Here is a 21,400-nt window from a genome sequence, read left to right as displayed (position 1 = left end):
TTACATTATACAAGGTTAAACTCCTTGAACCAAACTTCGCCTCCGATGAGGTATTCATTTAAAGGTCTCCTATTTGGAAATATAAATATCCCCTGAGGTGGTTTCGACCTTCATCACGTTCACGCCACCGGGAACAGATTCGGGAGTATCTATACTTCCAGAGTCAGAGTTGACATTATAAATACCTTTAAAATCGGGAGCCTGCTTAATCTTCACGTCACCGGAATAAGAATTCACTTCCAAGTTGGCTACGGCGCGTTGTGTAATATTTGTATTCCCTGAGGTTAGGGAAACAAGGCCATTACCGCTATAATCGCGGATGGTGACATCTCCTGAAGTAAGCTTCAACTCCATATCTGCAGTAAGCTGACTGGCTGTAAAATTGCCGGATGTTAACTTTGCGACCAGATGGGTACTCTGGAGGTTTGTAATCTCGACAGTGCCTGAAGTAGCGGTGATGGAAGTATTTTTCACGGAGGCATCTTGAAGTTTTACATTCCCTGAATGTGCATCTACCTGTAGGCCAGTTAGTGTTTCCCCGGAGGGCATCTCTACGGTAATCGTTTGATCCAAATCAGGGGTGATCGAAAAGAGTGCCAGGGAAGGGGCCGGCTCCGATTGAATGGTAAGCTTGCCGTTCTCAATTCGGGCATTATGAATCTGGTCGGCTACTTTCGACTGAACTTCTCCACTAATGCGTACCGTACCTTGGTCACCAGAGCCAGAAGTAAACAAAATAGAGACATCATCAGAACTGTCCACTTTCAGGTCCTGTAGCTGACCACGTGTGAACGTCCATTGTTTATTAATAGCTGTTGTTTCCTTCATTACTTGTTGATTCCATGAGGCACCGTAGGCCACCATTCCGGCTGCACCGATGACAATGCACAGGCCTGCTGCAATAAACCACTTTTTATTCATATTGTTAGTAAGCTCCCCTCAGGGTAGTCTGATTCCATTTCCAGTATCGCACTGTGCCCTTTACCATAAGGGATAGGAGATAACGTACCCCAGGCAACAGTAATAGGCCAATACCCGTCAACGTGATGGAAAAAAAGAATTTGGCCGGGTAAAAGGTGCTGTTTAGCTCATAATCGGTAACAGCGAGAAGGGGGGCTGCAATGAAGCTGACCGCTACTGCGGCCAATGAAGCCCATACCGCCCATAGGGTGGCCATAATCGGGATGGAGATCAACAAATTGAGAAACATCAGCCCTAAGAAAGTAAAAAGATTGCGTGCGAAGCTTCCCTGGCGAAGCGGAGGAGAAGAAGCGTTCCAGACTGCATTGGGATCATCTAACGCTTCTCGGGCAATATCCTCTGGATTACCCAGCTCAATGGCAATCTCACTTTCGCTTTTTCCATTTACCAACCCATAGTCAAAATGCTGGCTCAAATCACTAAGCAGCTCATTGCGTACCTCTGCAGGGAGAGGAGAAAGACGCTGCTCCACCTCTGTAAGAAACTGTTTTCTATTCATCGGGATTTCCTTCCTCCAGTAGGCTTGCGACATGATGGACAAAATCATTCCATTCCCGTGTAAGTATTTTTGTATAATGGCTGCCTGTATCGGTCAGGCGATAATATTTGCGGGGAGGACCCTCGGTCGATTCCTGTAAATAAGTTGTGCAGTATCCCTCTGATACCAGACGGCGAAGCAGCGGATATAGGGCTCCCTCGGCTACTTCAATATGACGTGAGACGGCTTGAGCCAACTCATAGCCATAACGGTCTCTGCGTCCAATTAGAACTAGAACGCACAGTTCAAGTACCCCTTTCTTGAATTGGATGTTCACATTCACGAGCGGTGCTCCCTTCCTGGTTGTAATCAATGATTCATAGGTGTCGTTCGGATTAAGGGGAAGAAACGTGTGTTTGTGCATAATTTGTCACGGGTACTAATTATAGAACAGTAGTCAGGTATAATTTAACATCATGTACTGATTAATGCAAGGTACTAAATTTTTAATAATAAAATTTTCGTGCCAAAATGGGGTGGTTTTCTTGGTTGAGGACTTCAATGAATAGCGAATGTTGTAGAATAAAGTAGTTTTATTTGGAAATATATCGAATTCTGGATGAATGTACAAATGGGATGTTGCTTTAATTTCATTCATTAAAATGATAGATTGTAAAGTATTCAATAGGGTTAAAGATTACATTTTATGAAGAGGTGGCAAAGGATGGACTGGAAACACTGGTATATGGAATTGGAGCAGGATGATGAGACTTGGGATGTATCGGAGGAGATCATTCTGCGTGGTGTGGTGCCTCTCTTTTTTTGCGGACAGCAGTCAGAAGTAGAAGTCGAATTTATCGTGGGAGCCGACTCCGAAGAACAGGCACAGGCTATAGAAGAACCTACAGAGCTGCAGAAAAAGACATGGGAGCAGTATATGGCTTATTCGCCGGCTATCCATCCTCAAGTGTTAGAGTCCATACACCATCATTATGTTGGCATAGTGGAAAAGTACCGGAATGCTTACAGCTCATGGGGAGAAGACCCGGATGAATATGCGCCTTATGTGGAGCAACCGGAACAATTGCTCGATCGATTACAACTCGTGTCTATACTGATATCCGACTCATCGGAAAAGGATGAACTATATTTGAATTTTAGTTGTTCCTGGGATCGAGAACATGGCTTAGGCGTACATATGAAACAGATGAAAATGGAGCATATTCAAGGCGCGTATACATTATATGACCTGGAATAAATCCCCCTCCCGTCTTTTAGCAGAAAGGACGGAAAGGGAATAGGATATTGTGAAAATGCTGGCGCGATTCGATACGATTAAAAATCAGTTGGATACAGCCAGCGCATCTCGGGCTGCTTGAGCCGCCTGTACCATTTGCCGTAACGCGGCGACAGATTCCTCCTTGGTGCGGGTTTTCAGACCACAATCCGGATTAACCCAGAACAAATCTGATGGTAGTACGCGCAGGGCACGCTGGATCATACTTAGCATTTCTGATACATCGGGAATGCGCGGGCTGTGGATATCGTACACGCCCAGACCGATGCCTTTGTCGTATACCTGATCCTCAAAGCTGACAATCAGTTCTCCGTGGCTTCGCGAGGTTTCAATAGAAATAACGTCGGCATCCATGTCTGAAATGGACTGGATCATATCTTGAAATTCGGAATAGCACATGTGCGTATGGATTTGGGTCGCAGGCTCAACGGTGGCCGTGGTCACAAGGAAGGCTTGAACGGCCCAATCCAGATAGGCTTGCTGCTGTTCTTTTTTCAACGGAAGCCCTTCGCGAATTGCGGGTTCATCGACCTGAATCATGCCGATGCCCGCTTGTTCCAGTGCCTCTACCTCTGCCCGTAATGCCAGAGCCAACTGTAAAGCAACTTGACTGCGTGGAATATCATTACGTTCGAAAGACCAGTTCAAAATGGTCACAGGGCCTGTAAGCATTCCTTTAACCGGCTTGGAGGTTAACGATTGGGCGAATGCCGTTTCTTCCACAGTCATGGGCTGATCGAACGATACGTCTCCGTATATAATCGGTGGTTTAACACAGCGGGAGCCATAGGACTGCACCCATCCGTTTTGCGTAAAAGCAAAGCCTTTCAGCTTTTCGCCAAAAAACTCAACCATGTCGGTTCGCTCAAATTCCCCGTGAACAAGCACGTCAATGCCAATGTCCTCTTGAATATCAATCCATTCCTTGATTTGCTGTTGGATGAACGTCCGGTATTGCTCGGCAGACCATTCTCCTTTGCGATAGTGCAGGCGGGCCTTGCGGATCTCGGCGGTTTGCGGGAAGCTACCAATGGTCGTCGTAGGCAGTGGAGGCAACTTCAGCTTATTTTGCTGAATCACACGACGCTCGGCGAAAGGAACGCTGCGTAACAGAGGCTCTTTTGCCAGCAGGTCGGCCAGATCGGCAGATGTCTGTACCCGTGCCGCTGAGCTGTTGAAGCGGGCTACCGCATCTGCACTTTGCTCAAGCTTGGCGAGTGCAGATGGATCGCGCTTGCCAAGTGCTGCCGTCAGGGCGGCGATTTCCTCGAGCTTTTCATCGGCAAAGGCCAGCGCTTGCACCAGCTCCGTGTCCAGCTTGTGCTCTGCTTCCAGACTGACCGGCACATGCAGCAGACTGCATGATGGCTGTACGATAAGCTGTGCGGCAGTTGTCTGTTCCGCCAACTGACCCAGCAGTGCAGCCACAGCGTTCAGGTCGCTGCGCCATATATTGCGCCCGTCAATGATACCAGCGCCCAGCGTTTTCCCCTTAGGGAAGCCATGTTGCAATATATGCTGAAGATTTTCGCCATCATCATACACAAAATCAAGACCCAGCCCCTGTACCGGAAGTGCGGACAGACGCTCATAATGATCCAGGCTGCCAAAGTAGGTTTGCAGCATTATATTTAAGGTGGGTGCAGCTTGGGTCAAAGCTTCATAGGCCTCCTGAATAATGTCCAAATCCTCTGCCGGGAATGAGGTAGTCAGGACAGGCTCATCCACCTGCACCCACTGAACGCCTTCCGCAGCCAGCTCAGACAGGACGCGGGCGTACAGTGGCAGGAAGCTTCGTACGATGGCGGCCAAATCCTTACGATCATAGCCTTTGGACAGGGCAACGAACGAGTAAGGACCGATAATGACGGGTTTACCTTCAATGCCCAGCTCCTGTTTTGCTTCACGATAAGCCTGCAAAGGTTTATTTTCAGTGAGCACCGGGAATGCATTTGCCAATTCGGGGACAATGTAGTGATAATTGGTATTCATCCATTTGGTCATTTCACTGGCGGTAGCTCCCTTTTGTCCACGAGCGATCCCGAAATATACGGACAGAGGGACCGGGCTTGCAGGACGATAGTTGAACCGTTCGGGTACCAGACCGAACATCACGGATGTATCAAGCATGTGATCGTAATAGGAGAAGTCCCCGACAGGAATGCGATCAATTCCCTTGTCACGCTGCTTGCTCAGATGCTCCAACCGTAATCTTTTCATCTCGATCTGCAGTTCGCCTTCGCTAATGCTGCCGCTCCAGAAGCGTTCCAGTGCTTTCTTCCATTCCCGGTTTCCGCCGATACGCGGATATCCCAGATTACTGCTAATCAAGCCGGATAATTCAGGCCATTCGATAATGGACATCTACTTTTCCTCCTAGCGGGTAGCCAGTTTATTTTTACGTACCAAAAAAGGCATTCTGTCCCCAAGGTTAAAAATAAGTAGGGGAAAGAATGCCTCCGTGATTAAAAAATCAAAAAATACGGCGACTGCTCTTAACACCTCCCTATCTTCCGTAGGTACTTGCGATGTTGTTGAAATAGGCAGGTCTCCTGACTTACGGATCATGACTTTCAGCATCCCTTCCCGGTCTGTGGACCAGTGGATGTATGAACAGCTGAAAATTCCCCGTTTACAGTGGCGGGACCGCGCCGGATTTGCACCGGCTTCCCTTTTAAGTCTGATCTGAAAAGAACAGACACCTATCTCCAAGCTATGCAATTAAGGTATGACGAATATTTATGCACTCGTATACTTGTTCATCATCATAAGTGAAACTTACGGGATGCGCAATAGAAACTCAGCGGAATCGATTAATTACACACAAAAAGACAAGTCTTCCCTGTAGGGGGGACTTGTCTTAGATATAGCATCTTACTGAGTAGAACATCGCCTTAAGCCAATGAAACGGTGTAACCTGCCTGAATGCTGGCTTTCACATCTACCAGACGCTGGTTGCGACTGCCCCGGAAGGGTAGAGTCAGATCCTTTTGCTGTTCTACAAAACGACCGTCCACAATCACGTCGCACAAAAGCGCTAGCTCCTGACGCTCCTGATCCGTAAGCAGATCTTCATAGACAAAGCCAGTGTAGGCCCACACGGTTCGGTCGGGACAGGCCGCGCGGAAGTCACGCACAAATTGCGAGCATTCTGCTGCTGAGAAAAACGGGTCTCCCCCGCAGAGAGTCAGTCCGTCCAACAACGGATTATCCATGATGTCACGAATGACTTCTTGTTGTCGTTGCGCTGTGAATGGCTCACCTGCACGGAAGCTCCACGACGCTGGATTAAAGCAGCCGGGACAGGCATGACGGCAACCGCTAATGAACACGACGGTGCGCAGGCCGTATCCTTCGTTCAGAGATTCTGGAATATAGCCGCACAAATTCACTTATGCTTCACCCGGTCGCGAACTTCGGCCTGCTTTGCGGCATTAAAGCGAACGGTATAGTCTCCTGTCAGATATCCAGTTACCCGACGCAAGCGCTGAAAGTGTGTGTGCTCCTCATCTATGCCACATTGGGGACAGCTTGTCCCGATTATCCCTTCATAACCACATTCCGTACAACGATCTACCGGATGGTTGATGGAGAAGTAGCCAATGTTCTGTTGGAGCGCGTACTGAACAATTTTAAGAAACGCTTCAGGGTTATTCCGCGCGTTACCGTCCAGCTCGATGTATGAAATCGCACCAGCGTTACATAGATTATGGAACGGAGCTTCCAAGCTGATTTTACGAGCAGCCGGGAGCGTGTAATACACGGGAATATGAAAAGAATTCGTGTAATATTCTCGATCATTTACCTCAGGAATAATCCCGAAATCGCGTTGATCCAGTAATGTGAACTTACCCGACAGACCTTCGGCAGGCGTAGCGAACAATGTAATGTTTAGATTGTGGTACTCACTCATTCGATCGCAATACACGCGCATGGAAGTGATGATTCGCTGTGCTTCACGGTATACAAAATCATCCTCCCCGTGGTGTTTTCCGTATAGTGCTTTCATGCATTCAGCCAGCCCGATAAACCCGATCGAAAGCGTACCGTGCTTTAGTACGCTTCCCACCTTATCATCTGGCTCCAGTTCTTCTCCACCTTCCCATACTCCTTCGCGCATCATAAAGTCCGAGGCTTTGGCCGGCTGGCTGGTCTGGATATGATAGCGATGGATTAGACCATCCACTGCAATTCGCATAACCTCTTCCAGTCTGGCATCAAAGCGATCACGGTCAGGTGTCTGGCGTTTGCCTGTACAAATACCATACTCAATGCCAAGCCGCACCAGATTAATGGTATTGAAGGAGAGATTGCCCTTGCCGCTCTGACGGTTTCTGCCGAAACGGTCAGCAATGGTGCGGGTACGGCAACCCATCGTCGCAATGATGGTATCCGGGTCATCAGCGCGGTAATAAGGCAGGTTGAAGGTGGCATCCACATTCACAAAATTGGGATACATTCGTCTGCTGGAGCATTCTACCGCCCGTAAGAACAAATCGTAATTGACGTCGCCCTCTGCCTGGTTGATTCCTTTTTTGCATTGGAAAATATGCTGTGGAAAAATAGGAGTTTCCCCGCTGCCCAAGCCGCGAATGGTGGCCTCCAGCAGCGATTGAGTAACAAGCCGTCCCTCAGCAGACGTGCACATACCGTAATTCAGTGAAGTAAACGGAATCTGCCCACCCGCCCGACTGCTCATGGTGTTCAGGTTATGAATGAGCGATTCAGCGGCCTGCCGGGTTTCTGTTTCCGTTTCTTCGCGTGCGAATGCGTATGAACGAGGGCAGACTTCTTGCAAATGGGTATTGGCTATATGTAGTTCGTCGTCAGACAGACTGGATTCTATCTCTTCCCCAAACAGTCGGAGTCCCTTGCGCAGATGCTTACGGAAGGACCGGGCAACGTATGGGGCAAGGTCCCAATCTATTTTATTGGCGGACACACCTCCGAATTGGCTGTTTTGCTGAGACTGGAATATGATGGCGACCAGTGCCATAGCGGACATAATCGTTTGCGGTGTGCGCACAGAGCCGTTGCCTGTATTGAAGCCTTCTCGCAGTAAACGACCAAAAGGGATAAAGATACAATTCGTAGTTCCGAGCACATATTGGTCCAAATCGTGAACATATACATATCCGTGGTCGATAGCGTCCGTCAGTTCAGGCGGAAGCACACGCAGGCGCGCATACCATTTGGCATACTCAGAGCCGAGTTTGCTCATTTTGCCGCTGAACGACTCTCCATTCAAGTTTGCATTCTCCCGCAGCATGTCCAGATCTTGTGCCCCAATGACCCGCTCGCCGATGTCGTATAATTGCTGTTCCTCCAACACCTTCATCGTAAAACCCTCCATATAGTAAAATATATATATTTTTCACAAAAACAACATATTGATGATATCTTGTGTTAACCAATTGTTTCGATCTATATATTGTATATACGTATAGAATGAGAGTATGTGACTATTGTCACATTGATAAGGGAGGAAGTACAAAAAAGCCAGGTATAGAGTAAGGGACACATCCGCAGATATGCACCTTACTCTATACCTAGCAATCGAAGTTACGACGGAAATGATTAGGATCGTGGGTACATTGTATATGATCTTGGGATATAGTTTTTAGAAGGTTTAGAGTAGCTTTTTCAACTGGGACACCCGGCCTTGGGAAATATCGAGCATTTCGGCATACACTTTTTGTGGCAGGTTCGGGTGTTCCTGAATCAGCTTGCGGAGCTTTTTTACCATTTCACCTTGCTGCACTCTGGATTGCTTGGGCTGCCAGGTTGTGTTGGTTCGGATCGGTTTGGTATGTTCTTGAGCTTGGATGGCATCGGTGCTCGTGGCATGCACATTTTCATCAGTCTTTAATAACTGGATGCAATCGGCGCAAATAAAGCTGTCCCGAAAATACGTTAAATGATCAACTGCGCCGCAAAATTTGCAGGAGACTCCAGTGTATTTTCTTAATACAAATCCCTCTTCATTTACGAAAAATTCAAGCGAATCACCGATATTGATATCCATTGTGGTGCGCATTTCCTTAGGGAGTACAATTCGCCCCAATTGATCCAGAGGCCTTGTCATTCCGGTATTTTTCATTAGCGCTTCCTCCTTCAATGATATATCCTGATTATACCAAAAAATATTATTTTTAGCTTTGTATATTGAAGGTAAAATACAATTTTTTTTTTGTCTTTGCCACGATAAATAGAACTTCATACATACGCCTCAATCACACGTATTGCCGGAGGCAGAAGATGGTTTATAATATAAAGATCGACTGTTTTCTTTGAAGTGATCTCAACTTATAAGGAAGATGACTATGAAAAGCAACAAAATCTCAATGAAGGAAATTGCACGATTAAGTGGTGTTTCCATAGCAACGGTTTCACGGATCATCAATGAAAACGGGCGTTATTCGGACGAGACCCGGCAAAGAGTAATGGACATTATAGATAAATATCAATATGAGACGAACAGTATTGCTAAAAGCTTGCGTATGAACAGATCACAGACGATTGGTGTGCTGGTGCCCGATATTAATAACGAATTCTTTTCGGTGATTGTGCAGGAAATAGAGAGTTTCTTTTTCGATCTGGGCTATTCCACGATTATTTGCAATACAGCCAAGAGCGCTGAAAAAGAAAAAGAATACTTAAAAATTTTGGATAGTAAAATGGTCGATGGTCTGGTGTGTATATCGGGTCAGGAGGAAGTGCTGACAGATGTTTTAAAACGGAAAGTGCCTATAGTTTGTATTGACCGGCGTCCCAAAATTGATTCCAATGTTGCTTTTATAGCCTCTGATCACTATGCTGGCGGATTCATAGCAACCGAGGAGCTTATTCGAAAAGGATGCCGCCGTATTCTGGTGCTGACCAAACAGCAAAACCTTTCATCCGTTAATGAACGATTGAACGGTTTTAGTGATGCAATGCTGAAGCACAATCTGGTTCTTGGTAAAGAACAATATGTGACGATTCAGAGCGATCATAACAATTTGGATGCAGCTAAACAAAAAGTACAGCAGTTAATTGAAAACAAGATGAAGTTTGACGGAATTTTTGCTACCAATGACTGGTTAGGACTGGGAGCCTTGCTTGCTTTGCAGGAAAACGGGATACAAGTTCCCGGTGAGGTTAAAATTGTAGGCTTTGATAATGATACGATTTCCAAGTACTGCAATCCTCCTTTGACGACCATCAATCAGGACAAGGCGGCTCTGGCTAGTAAGGCTTGCGGCATTTTGCTGGAGATGATTGAAGGAAAGACGCCGAAGATTGAGGAACATCAATTGTTGCCTGTTAATTTGGTGGAGAGACAGACGACTTAATTCCACTCGTTAGTCAATATAGGGGTATTTCGGCATTGTTGCCGGGATACTCCTTTTTCGCTATGATATATAAAACGCTTTCATCATAACCTTTTTATATATTTTAATTGTGCTAAGGAGATGACGGATATGAGTCATGAAACAACGGGTATCGAATATCTATTTCAAGATCCGAAGATTCATCTGGACGAGCGTGTACGGGATCTTGTGTCGAGACTAACCCTGGAGGAAAAAGTTGAATCCATGCTGCAATATCAGCCTGCCATTGACCGATTGGGGATCGCGGCCTACAAGCACGGTACGGAAGCGGCACACGGTATAGCCTGGCTGGGTGAGGCGACTTCATTTCCTCAGCCTGTGGGATTGGCCTGTACATGGGATACGGAACTAATGCGTCAAATCGGCTCTGTTATTGCAGATGAGGCGCGTGTCTACTACCGTCGTGATCCGAAATTAAACGGTCTGACCCTGTGGGCACCTACGGTGGATATGGAGCGTGACCCAAGATGGGGGCGCAACGAGGAAGCCTACGGCGAGGACCCATATTTGACGGGAGAACTGTCGAAGGAGTTAGTCAAGGGAATACAGGGGGATCATCCGGTATATTTGAAAGCGGTTGCGACATTGAAACATTTTCTGGGTAACAATAATGAAGTGGATCGGGGAAGCGGCTCCTCCAGTATAGATCCACGAAACCTGCGAGAATATTATCTAAGGACCTTCGAGAAGCCTTTTACGGAAGGCCGAGCCCAGTCGATGATGACTTCTTACAACCTGATTAATGGAACGCCTGCTACGTTATATCATGGTGTTAACGATATTGTCAGAGGCGAATGGGGGATGGACGGCTTTGTCGTAAGTGATGCGGGTGATGTCATGGGGATTGTCAACGATCATCAGTATTATGACTCCCATACGCCAGGCGTGGCCGAATCTATTCGGGCGGGAATTGACAGCATTACGGATGATGCGGAGCTCTCCAAGCAGGCGATTCGTGAAGCTTTAGCGCAAGGAACGCTGCAAGAAGAAGACTTGGATCGGGCATTGTTCCATACGTTCCGTGTCCGTTTTCGTTTGGGGGAATTTGATCCGGCGGCAGACAATCCCTATGCCTTGATCGGAGAAGAGGCTCTGATGACAGAGCAAGCCCGTGAATTGTCGTTGCGTGCGGCGAGGGAACAGATCGTACTGCTCAAAAATGAGCATGAACTCTTGCCACTAGACCCTGCGCAGTGCGGCAAGGTAGCGGTGATTGGTACGCTTGGTAATGAGGTGTACCGCGACTGGTATTCCGGTACGTTACCCTACCGGGTTACACCGCTGGAGGCGATTCGCGCCAAGCTGGAAAGCGAGGATGCGAAGGAACGCGTCGTGTACCGCGATGCCAAGGATCGTGTGACCTTGACGGCGGCGACTGACGGGGCGAAGCTCACAGTCGATTCTTCCGGCGATATGCGCCTGTCCCAAGATGGAGAACCAACGGTATTAACCATGACGGATTGGGGCTATGGCAGTATAACGTTGACTGATGAGCATCTGGGTACCTATGTGACGAGCGATGAGGAGACGCTTCGTGTGACAGCTGAGGAAGCGTATGGCTGGTATGTCAAAGAGGTCTTTGGACTGACTCCTGTTGAACAAGGAGAGCATCTATGGACAACATGGAACGGCAAGCCAGTGATCGCGGGAACGGAGGGTTCATTAAAGGTAGTGCAAATCGCAAGTTCCGCACTTAACGCCATAGCAGGTAACGAGACGCTACCTTCGACAGCTTCAGATCTAGACCATACAACTTTCCGGATAGAGACGGTGTCGGATGGCTTAGCGGAAGCGATAACCGCTGCGCAAGCAGCAGATACAGCAATTGTATTCGTTGGAAATCACCCGCTTATTAACGGAAAGGAAGAGAATGACCGCCCAGGCTTGGAACTAGCAGGTGCCCAGCAACGGCTTATCGAGGAAGTGTATCGCGCCAATCCGAATACGATTGTGGTTCTGACGGGCAGCTATCCATTTGCAATCCCTTGGGTTCAGGAGCATATTCCGGCTATCGTATACACGTCTCATGCGGGGCAAGAGCATGGTACGGCAATAGCGGATGTGTTATTTGGAGATTACGCACCAGCGGGGCGTCTGAACATGACCTGGGTTCAGAGCGAGGATCAATTGGGAGATATCAAAGATTATGATATTATTCGCGGCGGCCGTACCTATCAATATTTTGAAGGTGAACCCTTGTATCCGTTTGGCCATGGGCTAACGTATTCGCCATTTGAATATAGCGACCTGCGTACGGATGCCCATAAGGATAACGAAAAACCTATTGCTGCACTGGATGCTGCGGATACTCTCCAGGTGTGGGTAGATGTGATGAATCGGGGCGTAGCTGCTGGCGAAGAGGTTGCACAACTATATGTACGGCCCGGAGCCTCACGAGTAAAGCGACCGTTGAAGACATTGTGCGGATTTCAACGCATTCGCCTAGAGCCAGGTGAGAGGCGAACGGTTTCTTTTACGATTCGGGTGAAGGATTGGGCGATTTGGGATGTCACACGGGATTGCTATTGCGTTGAATCGGGTGAATATACACTGCTGGCGGGCGCTTCCTCAGCGGATATCCGATTGGAGCACCCTGTGTACGTTCGAGGCGAAGTTATTCCACCACGCCAAGCTGGACAAAGTATCCGCGCTGAAAACTTTGATGATTGCTCCGACATCCTGCTGGATGAAAGCAAGGAGCAAAGGGAGGCCTGTGTACGTCCGCGCTCACCTCAACGTTCCGGTTGGATTGCCTTTCATGGCGTAGACATGAATACGGTGAGTGGGGTCGAGCTTCGGTGCCGCGTGTCAGGCAACAGCAGCGATGCAGCAATTGAACTCCGTTTGAATGCGCCAGACAGCAAAGCTGTGGCACGTATGAACGTGGGCAATACAGGAGGGGCACAAGCATGGGCTACGCTCTCCGAAGCGGTGGGTTCAGTCTCTGGCACACGTGATGTATACCTGTTGTTGAGTGGGGAAGTGCGGCTAAGTCATTTCACTTTGGGTGCTAGTGCTACAGCGGATTCCGGCTTTCAGGCTTGAACTTACTTCTGACATCACGTACAATGCATTCAACGAAGTTTCTACAGCTTAGGGGTGTCATTTCATTTGAATAGTGATAAAAGACTACGCACCGCAACGCCCAAATGGCTTGGGGTGGCGGTAAAGGCGCTTGTCTATTTGGAAAAGCACGGAGAACTCTGTGCCAGCGGTTCTATTGCCCGCTCCATTGACTGCGAAGTCACTTTGGTACGCAGGGTGCTGACGCGACTTGTACAGGCAGATTTGATTGCAGCACGCGAAGGTCGAGAGGGAGGCTATGTGCTTACCCGTTCGGCGGACCATATTACACTTGCCGATATATACCACGCCGTTGAAATATGTGATCCGATTTTCCCGGGTATGCTGGATGAGCCGCAAAGTAATCCTTTATGTAAGGATGTGGCTACCGCCATTTCAGAGATCGTAGCCGAGAGCAAGCAGCGGATGCTGGAAGTATGGGAATCCCATACACTGGCTTCGCTCGCCAAGCGTACAACGCTTGTGGTGGGGAACTGCAGTCATAATGAAGGTAAGGATGCCAAGCCTCCTTCCAAAAGGGACTAACACATTTTCATTCAAAATGATAATAGCCGATACGACTCTCAAGAGAGGGGTGTATCGGCTATTTTTGTGAAATAGTTATGCCTCAAATTATATTTCATAGGAGCAAACCCGGTTACGTCCTGCATTTTTAGCTTCGTATAGTGCTTTATCCGCCTGCTCCAGCAGGGCCGCCCCGGACATATCTTCTCCGGTACCAGGAAAGGTCGTCACGCCGATGGACACTGTGACTTTAAGAACAAGTCCGTCCGCTAAAATAAAGTCGTACTGATTTACTCCACTAAGAATCTGATTAGCAATGCGTAGCGCTTGCCGAAAAGCACAATTCGGCAAAAGCACGGTGAATTCTTCTCCCCCGCTGCGAGTGACTACATCATTAGGACGACATTTTTCCATTAAAATCTGCCCAAGCTGGCGCAGCACTGCATCTCCTGCGGCATGTCCGTAGGTATCGTTTACTTCCTTGAAGTGGTCAATATCCAACACCAGTACAGATAAGTGCTCATGACGTTGACGAGCTTGAGGAAGCTGCTCTTCCAATGAATATTCAAGCTGTCTTCTGTTGCTCAAATTGGTGAGATGGTCTGTGTAGGAAGTACGCTCCAGACGAAGTAACAGCTCATTGGAGGTATTGATGGACTCAGCAATGAGGTACAGAAGACATCCGCCAACCATGGAAATGAAGAACTGGAGCGGATAAACGTGCAGAACATCATCAAGATTTTTCAAATTAATCATAAGGGGACAGAATATAATGCCCAAAGCAAAAACGTTCATAATAATCAGCTTGGGTAAACGTGACCAGGACAGATGTGACAGCAAAGCGCAACCCAGACCGACGAACATCATAAAAATGGCACCTACGATGGCTTGAGTGTTGATACCAAACAGCAATAATCTACCTACACATACAAATAGGGTAGCCATGAGTGCTGCCGGACCGCCCATGTAAGTCGCGGTAGCTACGATGGCCAGATGGCGAAGATCGGCAATCGTATTAAATCCCACGGGGATTGAGTAGTACATCAAGACAATGCCGTAGCACCCAAAAAGAGCGCCTCCGATCCAATGTATCTTACGCTTCAAGGTGTGCAGACGGATTTTATATCTTTGTGATATGAGGCCAGTTATGTACAAAAAGGTGACAAGGATACAGGTATTTACAAAAAACGTACTGAACAAGATGCTAACCCTCCCGAGAGGCATATTTCTTCATTTTATCAAAAAAACTGACATTAAGCTTGAAAATGAAGAATTTATTGAAATTTATTACGCTGGTGCGCTTATAACGTTTCGTCCTTACATTTAGTGTATAACTGGGAATAGATTGAGCATACTCCAAACATACAAGAATTAGGAAAAAAAGGTGGCTTCCAGTACTGCCACTTTGGAGATGAGGTTTGCTCATGATTCGCTATCCCTATCGCAAACATAATAAAAAGCCGGGTGCGGACAAGAAGAATGGAAGTTCTCCACGTTTTTTTAAGATCGAGGCTCATTTGGATACCAACTTGCAGCAAATTAAGGAATTGACGTCAAACAGCCCAGACTTCTTGATCCGCCGCTTTAATCTGGGACTGAAAGCGGACGTTCCTGCCGCGATTGTATTTTTAGATAGTATGGTCAAAACAGACACAGTGAATGAGCTCGTCATGAGATCATTGTTTAGCCGCCCATCCGCTGAGTTGGCTGCTGAGGTAGAGAGTCCAGAAGGGCTTTTCAGTCGGATACAGAGCCATGCACTTGAACTAGGTGAAGTGAAGGAATGCGATGATTGGAATTCCATGATGGAACAACTCTTGATGGGAGATACGATTATTTTACTGGAGGGCTGTAAAAAGGCCATTGCGTGCGGCACACGTGGAGGAGAGGTGCGGGCGGTCAACGAGCCTTCCACACAGTCTGCCGTCCAGGGACCGAAGGACGGATTTGTGGAATCCCTGTTCACGAATATCTCTCTTGTACGCCGACGGATTAAAAGCTCCGATCTTACGATGGAAATGTTCAAAGTGGGAAGCACGTCCCTCACGAATGTGGCCATACTGTATATGAAGAATATTGCAGATGCAAGTGTCGTAGATGAAGTTCGTCAACGGGTAAAATCCATCAATATTGATGCAATATTCGAAGCCGGCATGGTGGAAGAGATGATACAGGACAACAATCTTACACCATTTCCAACGATCTATAACTCGGAAAGACCAGATACGATCAGCAGCAACATCATGGAGGGACGGGTGGCACTCATTGTGGATGGAAATCCATTTGTACTGGTGATGCCTACCGTATTTTCCCAATTTTTTCAGAGTTCTTCGGATTATTCGGAGCGTTATGATATGGCGACTGTCGTCCGACTCATCCGGTATATCAGCTTTATTATTCTGATTTTGGGACCTTCACTCTACATTGCCTTAACGACGTATCATTATGAAATGATACCGACCCCACTACTCATCAGCATACTGGCACAGCGGGAATCCGTTCCTTTTCCGGCTTTTTTGGAGGCGTTTATTTTGGAGATCACCTTTGAAATCCTGCGTGAAGCAGGTATTCGAATGCCGCGTGTGGGTGGACAGACCGTATCTGTCATCGGTGCGCTTGTATTGGGACAAGCGGCTGTGGAGGCAGGAATCGTCACCCCGCTGCTCACGATAGTAGTAGCACTTACAGGGATTGCCAGCTACGCGATTCCGGCTTATAACATGGCGGTGGCCGGGAGACTGTTCAGGTTTGTTTTTATGATATTGGCGGCGTTTATGGGGCTGTATGGCATTACATTGGGGTTGATTGCGCTGATCGCCCATATGAACAGTCTGCGTTCTTTTGGAGTGCCCTACATGGCCCCTTTCAGTCCCTTCGTGCTGGAGAGTCAAAAGGATGCCGTATTGCGGCTCCCATTTTGGATGATGCGGAAACGTCCTAAAAGTATCGCATCTACGAATCAGAAACGAATGAAGGATGGAAGCGGAATTTCCCCTTCCAATAAAACTTCACCGATGCAGGAGGGGGGCGTTCAGGGTGCATCAGGGGAAGGGGAATGAACGGAGAACAATAACCCTCAAGTGGAGAGTGTGGATTCTGAGTTTGACGGGGCTGTTATTGATGCCACTTCTATCTGGCTGTTGGGATTCCGTGGAGCTGAATCAGAGGGCAGTAGTAGCGGCTATAGGTATTGATGAGGATGGGGAGTCGGGCTATGCGGTTTCCCTGCAGGTAATCGTGGCAGATGAAATAGCTGGAGCTAAAGCGAGAGGAGCCACCCCTGTCGTCTTGTATCAGGAAAAGGGCAAGAATCTGTTTCAAGCGATCCGTAGAGCTTCACAGAGGGTTTCGCGGATCATTTCTCTGGCGCATACCAGACTGGTCGTTATTGGAGAAAAGCTGGCACGGGCTGGAATCGGCGATACGCTGGATTTTCTGGAAAGGTCTACAGAAATCCGGCTGCCGGTGAAAATGATGGTGGCACGCGGTAATACTGGGAAGGATGTGCTGGCAATCATGACCGCGATCGGCCGTATTCCCGCCAATGATATTTCAGGAAAGCTGGAAACATCGGAGCGTTTGTATGCCGGGGATTACGCGGTGACTATCGACGATGTCATTCGCAGCATGTCCAATAAGGGTGGCGGTCCTGTGCTGACGGGCATAGAGGTCGATGGGAATTTGGAGCAGGCCCCAAGCAAGAATAATGTGGACAATATTTTACCGAAAGCAATTGTTCATATTAACGGAATGGGGGTGTTCCAAAAGGACCGGCTTGTCCGCTGGTTGGACGATGAACAGGCCATTGGACTGTCTATGATCAACAACAAGGTAAAAAGTGCCCAAACAACATTGAACTGCGGTAAGAATGAGGAAACTATTGGCATCGAAACCTTGTTCTCTGAAACCAATATACACACTCAGATGGAGCAAGGGGAGCCTGTTTTTGTGATTAACTTAAAACAGACCGGGGCGGTACAGGAAGCCGAGTGCCCGATTAACTTGCAAAGTTCGGAGGCGATGAAAAGATTGCAGGAGCAATGGACAGAGGAGACGAAAAAAGTGATCACTTCAACAGTCAGGGAGGTACAGCGTACCCGCAGCGATGTAATAGGCTTCGGCCTTGCGCTGGAGAGGAGTCATCCTAAAAAATGGGAAAAACTCTCTTCCGAATGGAGACGTTATTTTGCGGAAAGCACCGTCCGTATTCAAGTGACTTCTGTACTGAAACACACGCAGTCGCGGACTAACCCATATTCCAAGGGGGAATCAGACTAGTGGAAATAGAACAAGGAGGGAAGGCCATGAAAAAGACACAGATGGACGCAAAAGAGATGATCTCTCTTATGGTGCTGTTTGAGATGGGCACATCCATGATGTCTATTCCCGGAAGGAATGCGGGGAAGGATGCATGGATCGCCATCCTCATTTCCACGGTTTTTGGGGCAATGCTTTTTGTATGCTATGGCAGCCTTCACCGACGCTTTCCCGACTTGCTCATGACGCAGTACTGCAGAACCCTTTTGGGCAAGAAAGCAGGGAGTGCGCTTGCTTATATATATATCGTGTTTTTTCTTTACGGCGGAGCACGGGATCTTCGGGACACGGGGATACTGATTGCCGACCGGACACTTCAGCATACGCCGTTGACAGTCATCTGTGCCTTGATGATTGGACTTGTGATGTATGTGATGCATCTGGGAATCGAGGTTGCAGGCCGGACGGCCATCATCATGTTGATTTTGCTGCTGCTGCTGGGCCTGGCTACGAATATATTGATTTTGTTGGCAGGCATTGTGGATGTGGGCAATATATTGCCCATAGCCGAGCATGGCTGGCAGCCGATATGGCAAGTTGTTTATTCGCAAGCCGTGATGCTCCCGTACGGCGAGATGGTTACGTTTGCTATGATCCTCCCCACATTAAAAAAGGGCTACCGTGCCAATGGGGTAGGGGTGACCGCTGTATTGTTGGGGGGGCTGCTCCTGTCTGTTGTTACATTGTCCAATGTGCTTGCACTGGGAGAGAACGTGTTCAAACGGACGAATTACCCGCTGCTCTCGATGATCAGTAAGGTAGAAATATCCGATTTTATCGACAGGGTAGATGTCATCGGCGTCATGACCGTTATTATTTTTGATTTTTTCAAAATCTTCATCTTCTATTATGCGGCGGTTAAGGCTGCGGAGGATGTATTAAGAATATCTTACCGTAAATTGATCCTGCCATTTGGGCTGATCATGCTCGTTTCTTGCGTATTGATGGCTCTGGGCTATCAACACCATCTTGTAATAGGCGAATTTGTGCTGAAATGGCTGTTTCCGATATTTGCCGTGTTTTTTCCTTTCTTGCTGCTTATCGTGTCATGGCTGAAAAAGACTCGGAATAAAAAAGGAGAGGAGAATGCGTCGTGAGTCATCGCCTTGCCGACAAAACATACATCAGTACTGGGCAAATGCTCATTCCGATGTTCCATTTTCTTCTGGGAAATGCGGTCATTATTAATATGGATAATGAATATGAACGGAATACATGGATTGCCCAGATTATCGCTATGGCTGTCGGGATGCTATTGTTCCGAATGTACACCTACACGGCAGAAATGTTTCCCGGCGGGCATCGTTTTAATTGAAGTCGCAATATTAAACGCAACCGCACTGGGTACGGATATAACGGAGCGCTCTATCTTTCCATTATTAAGCACATTTGCGAATATACAGCTTTCGGAATACGTGCAACGTCCCGATGTCATTATACTGATGTCCGTTATCATCGGCGACTTTTTTAAAGTGGCTCTGTTCTTTTATGCAGCCGCGATAGGGATATCTGATATATTTGGTTTACCATACCGAAAAACGCTGCTTTCCTGCGGTATTCTTGTTTTACTGTGGTCCCAGATAGGAACGCCAAGCCTGAGCGAGCATTTTGAATTTGGGCGACAGTCCCTAATTTATATTCATCCACTATTTGTTTACATTTTCCCTTTTCTGTTCTTTCTGATTGCTCTGGTGCGAAGAAGCAGAGTTAGAAGAGGGAACTCTCAGAAAACGTGACCATCGTGAGAAAATGAAGCGAAATGCGTGTCCAATTTGCTTTTTGCCCGCGGTTACAAAGAGCAACAGTAGCATTCCTGCCAGGACGATATATTCCGATGGTCGCATGGTGCGAAAAGCCAATGAAATAGGCTCCCAAGGATGATGAACACCAAATAGCCAGTTCACCAGCAGATTGGTTCCGAGCATGAGTATCATAAAGAGTGTGAATATCCACAGCACTTTCATAAAATATCCCTCCGATGTGTATGAGCTGAGCATGTACCATGTATACATTGTGTTGCAAAGCGGCTCAATTTATCCGATCCCATTGACTTAAAATAAATTAAGATTTATACTTATTCTAAATTGATTTATTATTGTGATTACTAGTTAACAATAAATATAATCTGCATTAGCTAAGGGAGATGCGGTATGAGAACTTTAAATTTAACCTCACAGCGCCAAGCGGTATACGATGTGGTTCGTGAAGCCCACGATCATCCTACTGCGGCCGATGTTATGAATCGGTTAATGGAGCGTGGGTATAATCTGGCCTATGGAACGGTATATAATTCGCTGCGTTATTTAACCGATAAGGAATTAATTCGCGAGTTGAAGCTGGGGGAAGCTGCCAGTCGTTATGACGGACGGATGGATGATCATCAGCATATTATTTGTCAGGTATGCGGCCGAGTAGATGAAGTGATGAGTGAAGTCCCACACGATTGGATTGAGACGGTTGCGCATGAAACGGGATACACTATTGCCCATGCCCATGTCGTATTCGGAGGAGTGTGTAAGGAATGTCAAAGCAAGCGAATCAGGTAACGAATCGTTTCAAAGTGGCTGACATGCCTAGACGGGTGAAGGGCAGTTGGACATCGATGTTATCCGCGCCCTCTACACCTACGGTGCAGACCGTTCCTTCCAATGAGCCTTTGTATTGTCCGACCACACGCCGTATCATCCTGATCAGTTCGGTACCGGGTGTAGTTCACGGATTGGTGCGTACGTTGTCAGATGCGTGTTTTGATGTGATGGTTTTCCATCGCTGGGAGCCTGAAGTGCAGCGTCATCTGGGAAGTGATCTGTTGATTTACGATTTGACCGCTACCGAACCACGGAGTGAATTACTGGATATCCGCAATCGTCTTGAGGTAGAACACATGAAAGACACACCAGTTATGTATGTGGTTCAGGATCGGATGTCTGTACGTGCGCATGAGCTGCTTCCTTCGGAAGAGGTGCTGGTGTGGCCGCTGGCTTCCAATCATATGGTGCATGATATCGAACGAATGATTGTACGTCATCCGGTGGTTTCTCGTCAGGCAGCGCAAGCTAGCCATCGCACAGTGTTCAAGGACATCTGGATTGACCGTGATAAAATGTTGGTATATAAAGAAGAGAGTCAATTGAACTTGACCAAAACAGAATACGATTTGCTGTTGAAGCTGATTGATGCTCAAGGCAAAGTGATCTCCCGCGAGCAAATGATGCACGATATTTGGGAGACGGATTTTGTTGGCGGCAGCAACGTTGTAGATGTGCATGTCAAAAGTTTGCGTAAGAAGCTGGATGATCGACCTGCGGAGCCTGAATATATTGCAACCGTAAGAGGTGTAGGATACAGATTGGCAGATTGAACTGA

Annotated in this window: 20 protein-coding genes and 1 riboswitch; of the genes, 11 read left to right on the top strand and 9 right to left on the bottom strand. The window is 47.5% G+C overall.

Going from position 1 to position 21,400, the window contains the following annotated elements; genetic code table 11:
• Nucleotides 1-69: 69 nt before the first annotated feature.
• The 3 genes from AC6EJC_RS00175 to AC6EJC_RS00165 are packed head-to-tail and all read right to left on the bottom strand — an operon-like array spanning nucleotide 70 to nucleotide 1,802.
• A complete protein-coding gene (locus AC6EJC_RS00175) occupies nucleotides 70-921 on the bottom strand; it encodes a DUF4097 family beta strand repeat-containing protein (protein WP_444952198.1) in 852 nt (283 codons plus the stop codon).
• Nucleotides 922-925: 4 nt separating this feature from the next.
• A complete protein-coding gene (locus tag AC6EJC_RS00170) occupies nucleotides 926-1,480 on the bottom strand; it encodes a DUF1700 domain-containing protein (protein ID WP_444952197.1) in 555 nt (184 codons plus the stop codon).
• Nucleotides 1,473-1,802 carry a PadR family transcriptional regulator gene (locus tag AC6EJC_RS00165; RefSeq protein ID WP_444952196.1) on the bottom strand — a complete coding sequence of 110 codons (330 nt, stop codon included), beginning with the start codon at nucleotides 1,800-1,802 and terminating at the stop codon, nucleotides 1,473-1,475. The genes AC6EJC_RS00170 and AC6EJC_RS00165 overlap by 8 nt, the downstream gene beginning before the upstream one ends.
• 381 nt (nucleotides 1,803-2,183) lie before the next feature.
• Here AC6EJC_RS00165 and AC6EJC_RS00160 point away from each other — a divergent pair, with 381 nt between their 5' ends.
• Complete coding sequence (locus AC6EJC_RS00160) at nucleotides 2,184-2,717, top strand: DUF6985 domain-containing protein (RefSeq protein ID WP_444952195.1); 534 nt, start codon at nucleotides 2,184-2,186, stop codon at nucleotides 2,715-2,717.
• Between the two features lie 84 nt (nucleotides 2,718-2,801).
• Here AC6EJC_RS00160 and metE read toward each other — a convergent pair whose 3' ends face one another.
• The 4 genes from metE to AC6EJC_RS00140 all read right to left on the bottom strand — a co-directional run bounded on the left by metE (nucleotide 2,802) and on the right by AC6EJC_RS00140 (nucleotide 8,856).
• Nucleotides 2,802-5,120, bottom strand: coding sequence for a 5-methyltetrahydropteroyltriglutamate--homocysteine S-methyltransferase (metE, locus tag AC6EJC_RS00155; RefSeq protein ID WP_444952194.1), 2,319 nt, complete (start codon nucleotides 5,118-5,120; stop codon nucleotides 2,802-2,804).
• A 161-nt stretch (nucleotides 5,121-5,281) separates the two neighbouring features.
• Nucleotides 5,282-5,477: riboswitch (cobalamin riboswitch) on the bottom strand.
• A 173-nt stretch (nucleotides 5,478-5,650) separates the two neighbouring features.
• Nucleotides 5,651-6,148: an anaerobic ribonucleoside-triphosphate reductase activating protein gene (gene nrdG, locus AC6EJC_RS00150; protein WP_444952193.1), complete on the bottom strand. Its 498-nt coding sequence runs from the start codon at nucleotides 6,146-6,148 to the stop codon at nucleotides 5,651-5,653.
• Nucleotides 6,145-8,094 carry an anaerobic ribonucleoside triphosphate reductase gene (locus tag AC6EJC_RS00145; protein WP_444952192.1) on the bottom strand — a complete coding sequence of 650 codons (1,950 nt, stop codon included), beginning with the start codon at nucleotides 8,092-8,094 and terminating at the stop codon, nucleotides 6,145-6,147. Before AC6EJC_RS00145 ends, nrdG begins: the two co-directional genes overlap by 4 nt.
• Nucleotides 8,095-8,385: 291 nt before the next feature.
• Nucleotides 8,386-8,856, bottom strand: coding sequence for an AbrB/MazE/SpoVT family DNA-binding domain-containing protein (locus AC6EJC_RS00140; protein WP_444952191.1), 471 nt, complete (start codon nucleotides 8,854-8,856; stop codon nucleotides 8,386-8,388).
• A 223-nt stretch (nucleotides 8,857-9,079) separates the two neighbouring features.
• Between AC6EJC_RS00140 and AC6EJC_RS00135 the strand changes: the two genes are divergently transcribed.
• The 3 genes from AC6EJC_RS00135 (at nucleotide 9,080) to AC6EJC_RS00125 (ending at nucleotide 13,738) form a co-directional block, all read left to right on the top strand.
• Nucleotides 9,080-10,090: a LacI family DNA-binding transcriptional regulator gene (locus tag AC6EJC_RS00135; RefSeq protein ID WP_444952190.1), complete on the top strand. Its 1,011-nt coding sequence runs from the start codon at nucleotides 9,080-9,082 to the stop codon at nucleotides 10,088-10,090.
• Nucleotides 10,091-10,219: 129 nt separating this feature from the next.
• Nucleotides 10,220-13,174: a glycoside hydrolase family 3 C-terminal domain-containing protein gene (locus AC6EJC_RS00130; protein WP_444952189.1), complete on the top strand. Its 2,955-nt coding sequence runs from the start codon at nucleotides 10,220-10,222 to the stop codon at nucleotides 13,172-13,174.
• A gap of 66 nt (nucleotides 13,175-13,240) precedes the next feature.
• On the top strand, nucleotides 13,241-13,738 hold the full coding sequence (locus AC6EJC_RS00125) for an Rrf2 family transcriptional regulator (protein WP_444952188.1): 498 nt from the start codon (nucleotides 13,241-13,243) through the stop codon (nucleotides 13,736-13,738).
• A gap of 87 nt (nucleotides 13,739-13,825) precedes the next feature.
• Here AC6EJC_RS00125 and AC6EJC_RS00120 read toward each other — a convergent pair whose 3' ends face one another.
• On the bottom strand, nucleotides 13,826-14,917 hold the full coding sequence (locus AC6EJC_RS00120; protein WP_444952187.1) for a diguanylate cyclase: 1,092 nt from the start codon (nucleotides 14,915-14,917) through the stop codon (nucleotides 13,826-13,828).
• 224 nt (nucleotides 14,918-15,141) lie between these two features.
• Between AC6EJC_RS00120 and AC6EJC_RS00115 the strand changes: the two genes are divergently transcribed.
• Genes AC6EJC_RS00115 through AC6EJC_RS00095 form a run of 5 tightly spaced genes read left to right on the top strand, consistent with a single transcriptional unit; the run spans nucleotide 15,142 to nucleotide 19,770 of the window.
• Nucleotides 15,142-16,776, top strand: a complete 1,635-nt coding sequence (locus AC6EJC_RS00115; RefSeq protein WP_444952186.1) for a spore germination protein — start codon at nucleotides 15,142-15,144, stop codon at nucleotides 16,774-16,776.
• Nucleotides 16,754-17,995 carry a Ger(x)C family spore germination protein gene (locus AC6EJC_RS00110; protein WP_444952185.1) on the top strand — a complete coding sequence of 414 codons (1,242 nt, stop codon included), beginning with the start codon at nucleotides 16,754-16,756 and terminating at the stop codon, nucleotides 17,993-17,995. Before AC6EJC_RS00115 ends, AC6EJC_RS00110 begins: the two co-directional genes overlap by 23 nt.
• A gap of 26 nt (nucleotides 17,996-18,021) precedes the next feature.
• Entirely contained in the window at nucleotides 18,022-19,131 is a 1,110-nt protein-coding gene (locus AC6EJC_RS00105; protein WP_444952184.1) for a GerAB/ArcD/ProY family transporter, read from the top strand.
• Complete coding sequence (locus tag AC6EJC_RS00100) at nucleotides 19,128-19,349, top strand: GerAB/ArcD/ProY family transporter (RefSeq protein WP_444952183.1); 222 nt, start codon at nucleotides 19,128-19,130, stop codon at nucleotides 19,347-19,349. The genes AC6EJC_RS00105 and AC6EJC_RS00100 overlap by 4 nt, the downstream gene beginning before the upstream one ends.
• Nucleotides 19,255-19,770 (top strand): GerAB/ArcD/ProY family transporter, encoded by a 516-nt coding sequence (locus AC6EJC_RS00095; RefSeq protein WP_444952182.1) that lies wholly within the window; start codon nucleotides 19,255-19,257, stop codon nucleotides 19,768-19,770. Before AC6EJC_RS00100 ends, AC6EJC_RS00095 begins: the two co-directional genes overlap by 95 nt.
• Here the strand turns inward: AC6EJC_RS00095 and AC6EJC_RS00090 are convergent.
• The gene (locus tag AC6EJC_RS00090; protein WP_444952181.1) at nucleotides 19,681-19,998 is read right to left on the bottom strand and encodes a YczF family membrane protein; all 318 of its coding nucleotides are present in this window, start codon (nucleotides 19,996-19,998) and stop codon (nucleotides 19,681-19,683) included. The two genes, AC6EJC_RS00095 and AC6EJC_RS00090, sit on opposite strands and share 90 nt — an antisense overlap.
• A gap of 186 nt (nucleotides 19,999-20,184) precedes the next feature.
• On the opposite strand from AC6EJC_RS00090, the gene AC6EJC_RS00085 reads away from it, so the two are divergent.
• Together AC6EJC_RS00085 and AC6EJC_RS00080 are read left to right on the top strand one after the other, a co-directional pair.
• The gene (locus AC6EJC_RS00085) at nucleotides 20,185-20,580 is read left to right on the top strand and encodes a Fur family transcriptional regulator (protein ID WP_354450173.1); all 396 of its coding nucleotides are present in this window, start codon (nucleotides 20,185-20,187) and stop codon (nucleotides 20,578-20,580) included.
• On the top strand, nucleotides 20,556-21,395 hold the full coding sequence (locus AC6EJC_RS00080) for a winged helix-turn-helix domain-containing protein (RefSeq protein WP_444952180.1): 840 nt from the start codon (nucleotides 20,556-20,558) through the stop codon (nucleotides 21,393-21,395). Before AC6EJC_RS00085 ends, AC6EJC_RS00080 begins: the two co-directional genes overlap by 25 nt.
• Nucleotides 21,396-21,400: the final 5 nt, after the last annotated feature.

The sequence above is a fragment of the Paenibacillus sp. TY11 genome (genome assembly GCF_059772165.1).
The sequence above is the reverse complement of the archived record's forward strand: the minus strand, read 5'-3'. Positions and strand labels throughout refer to the sequence as shown.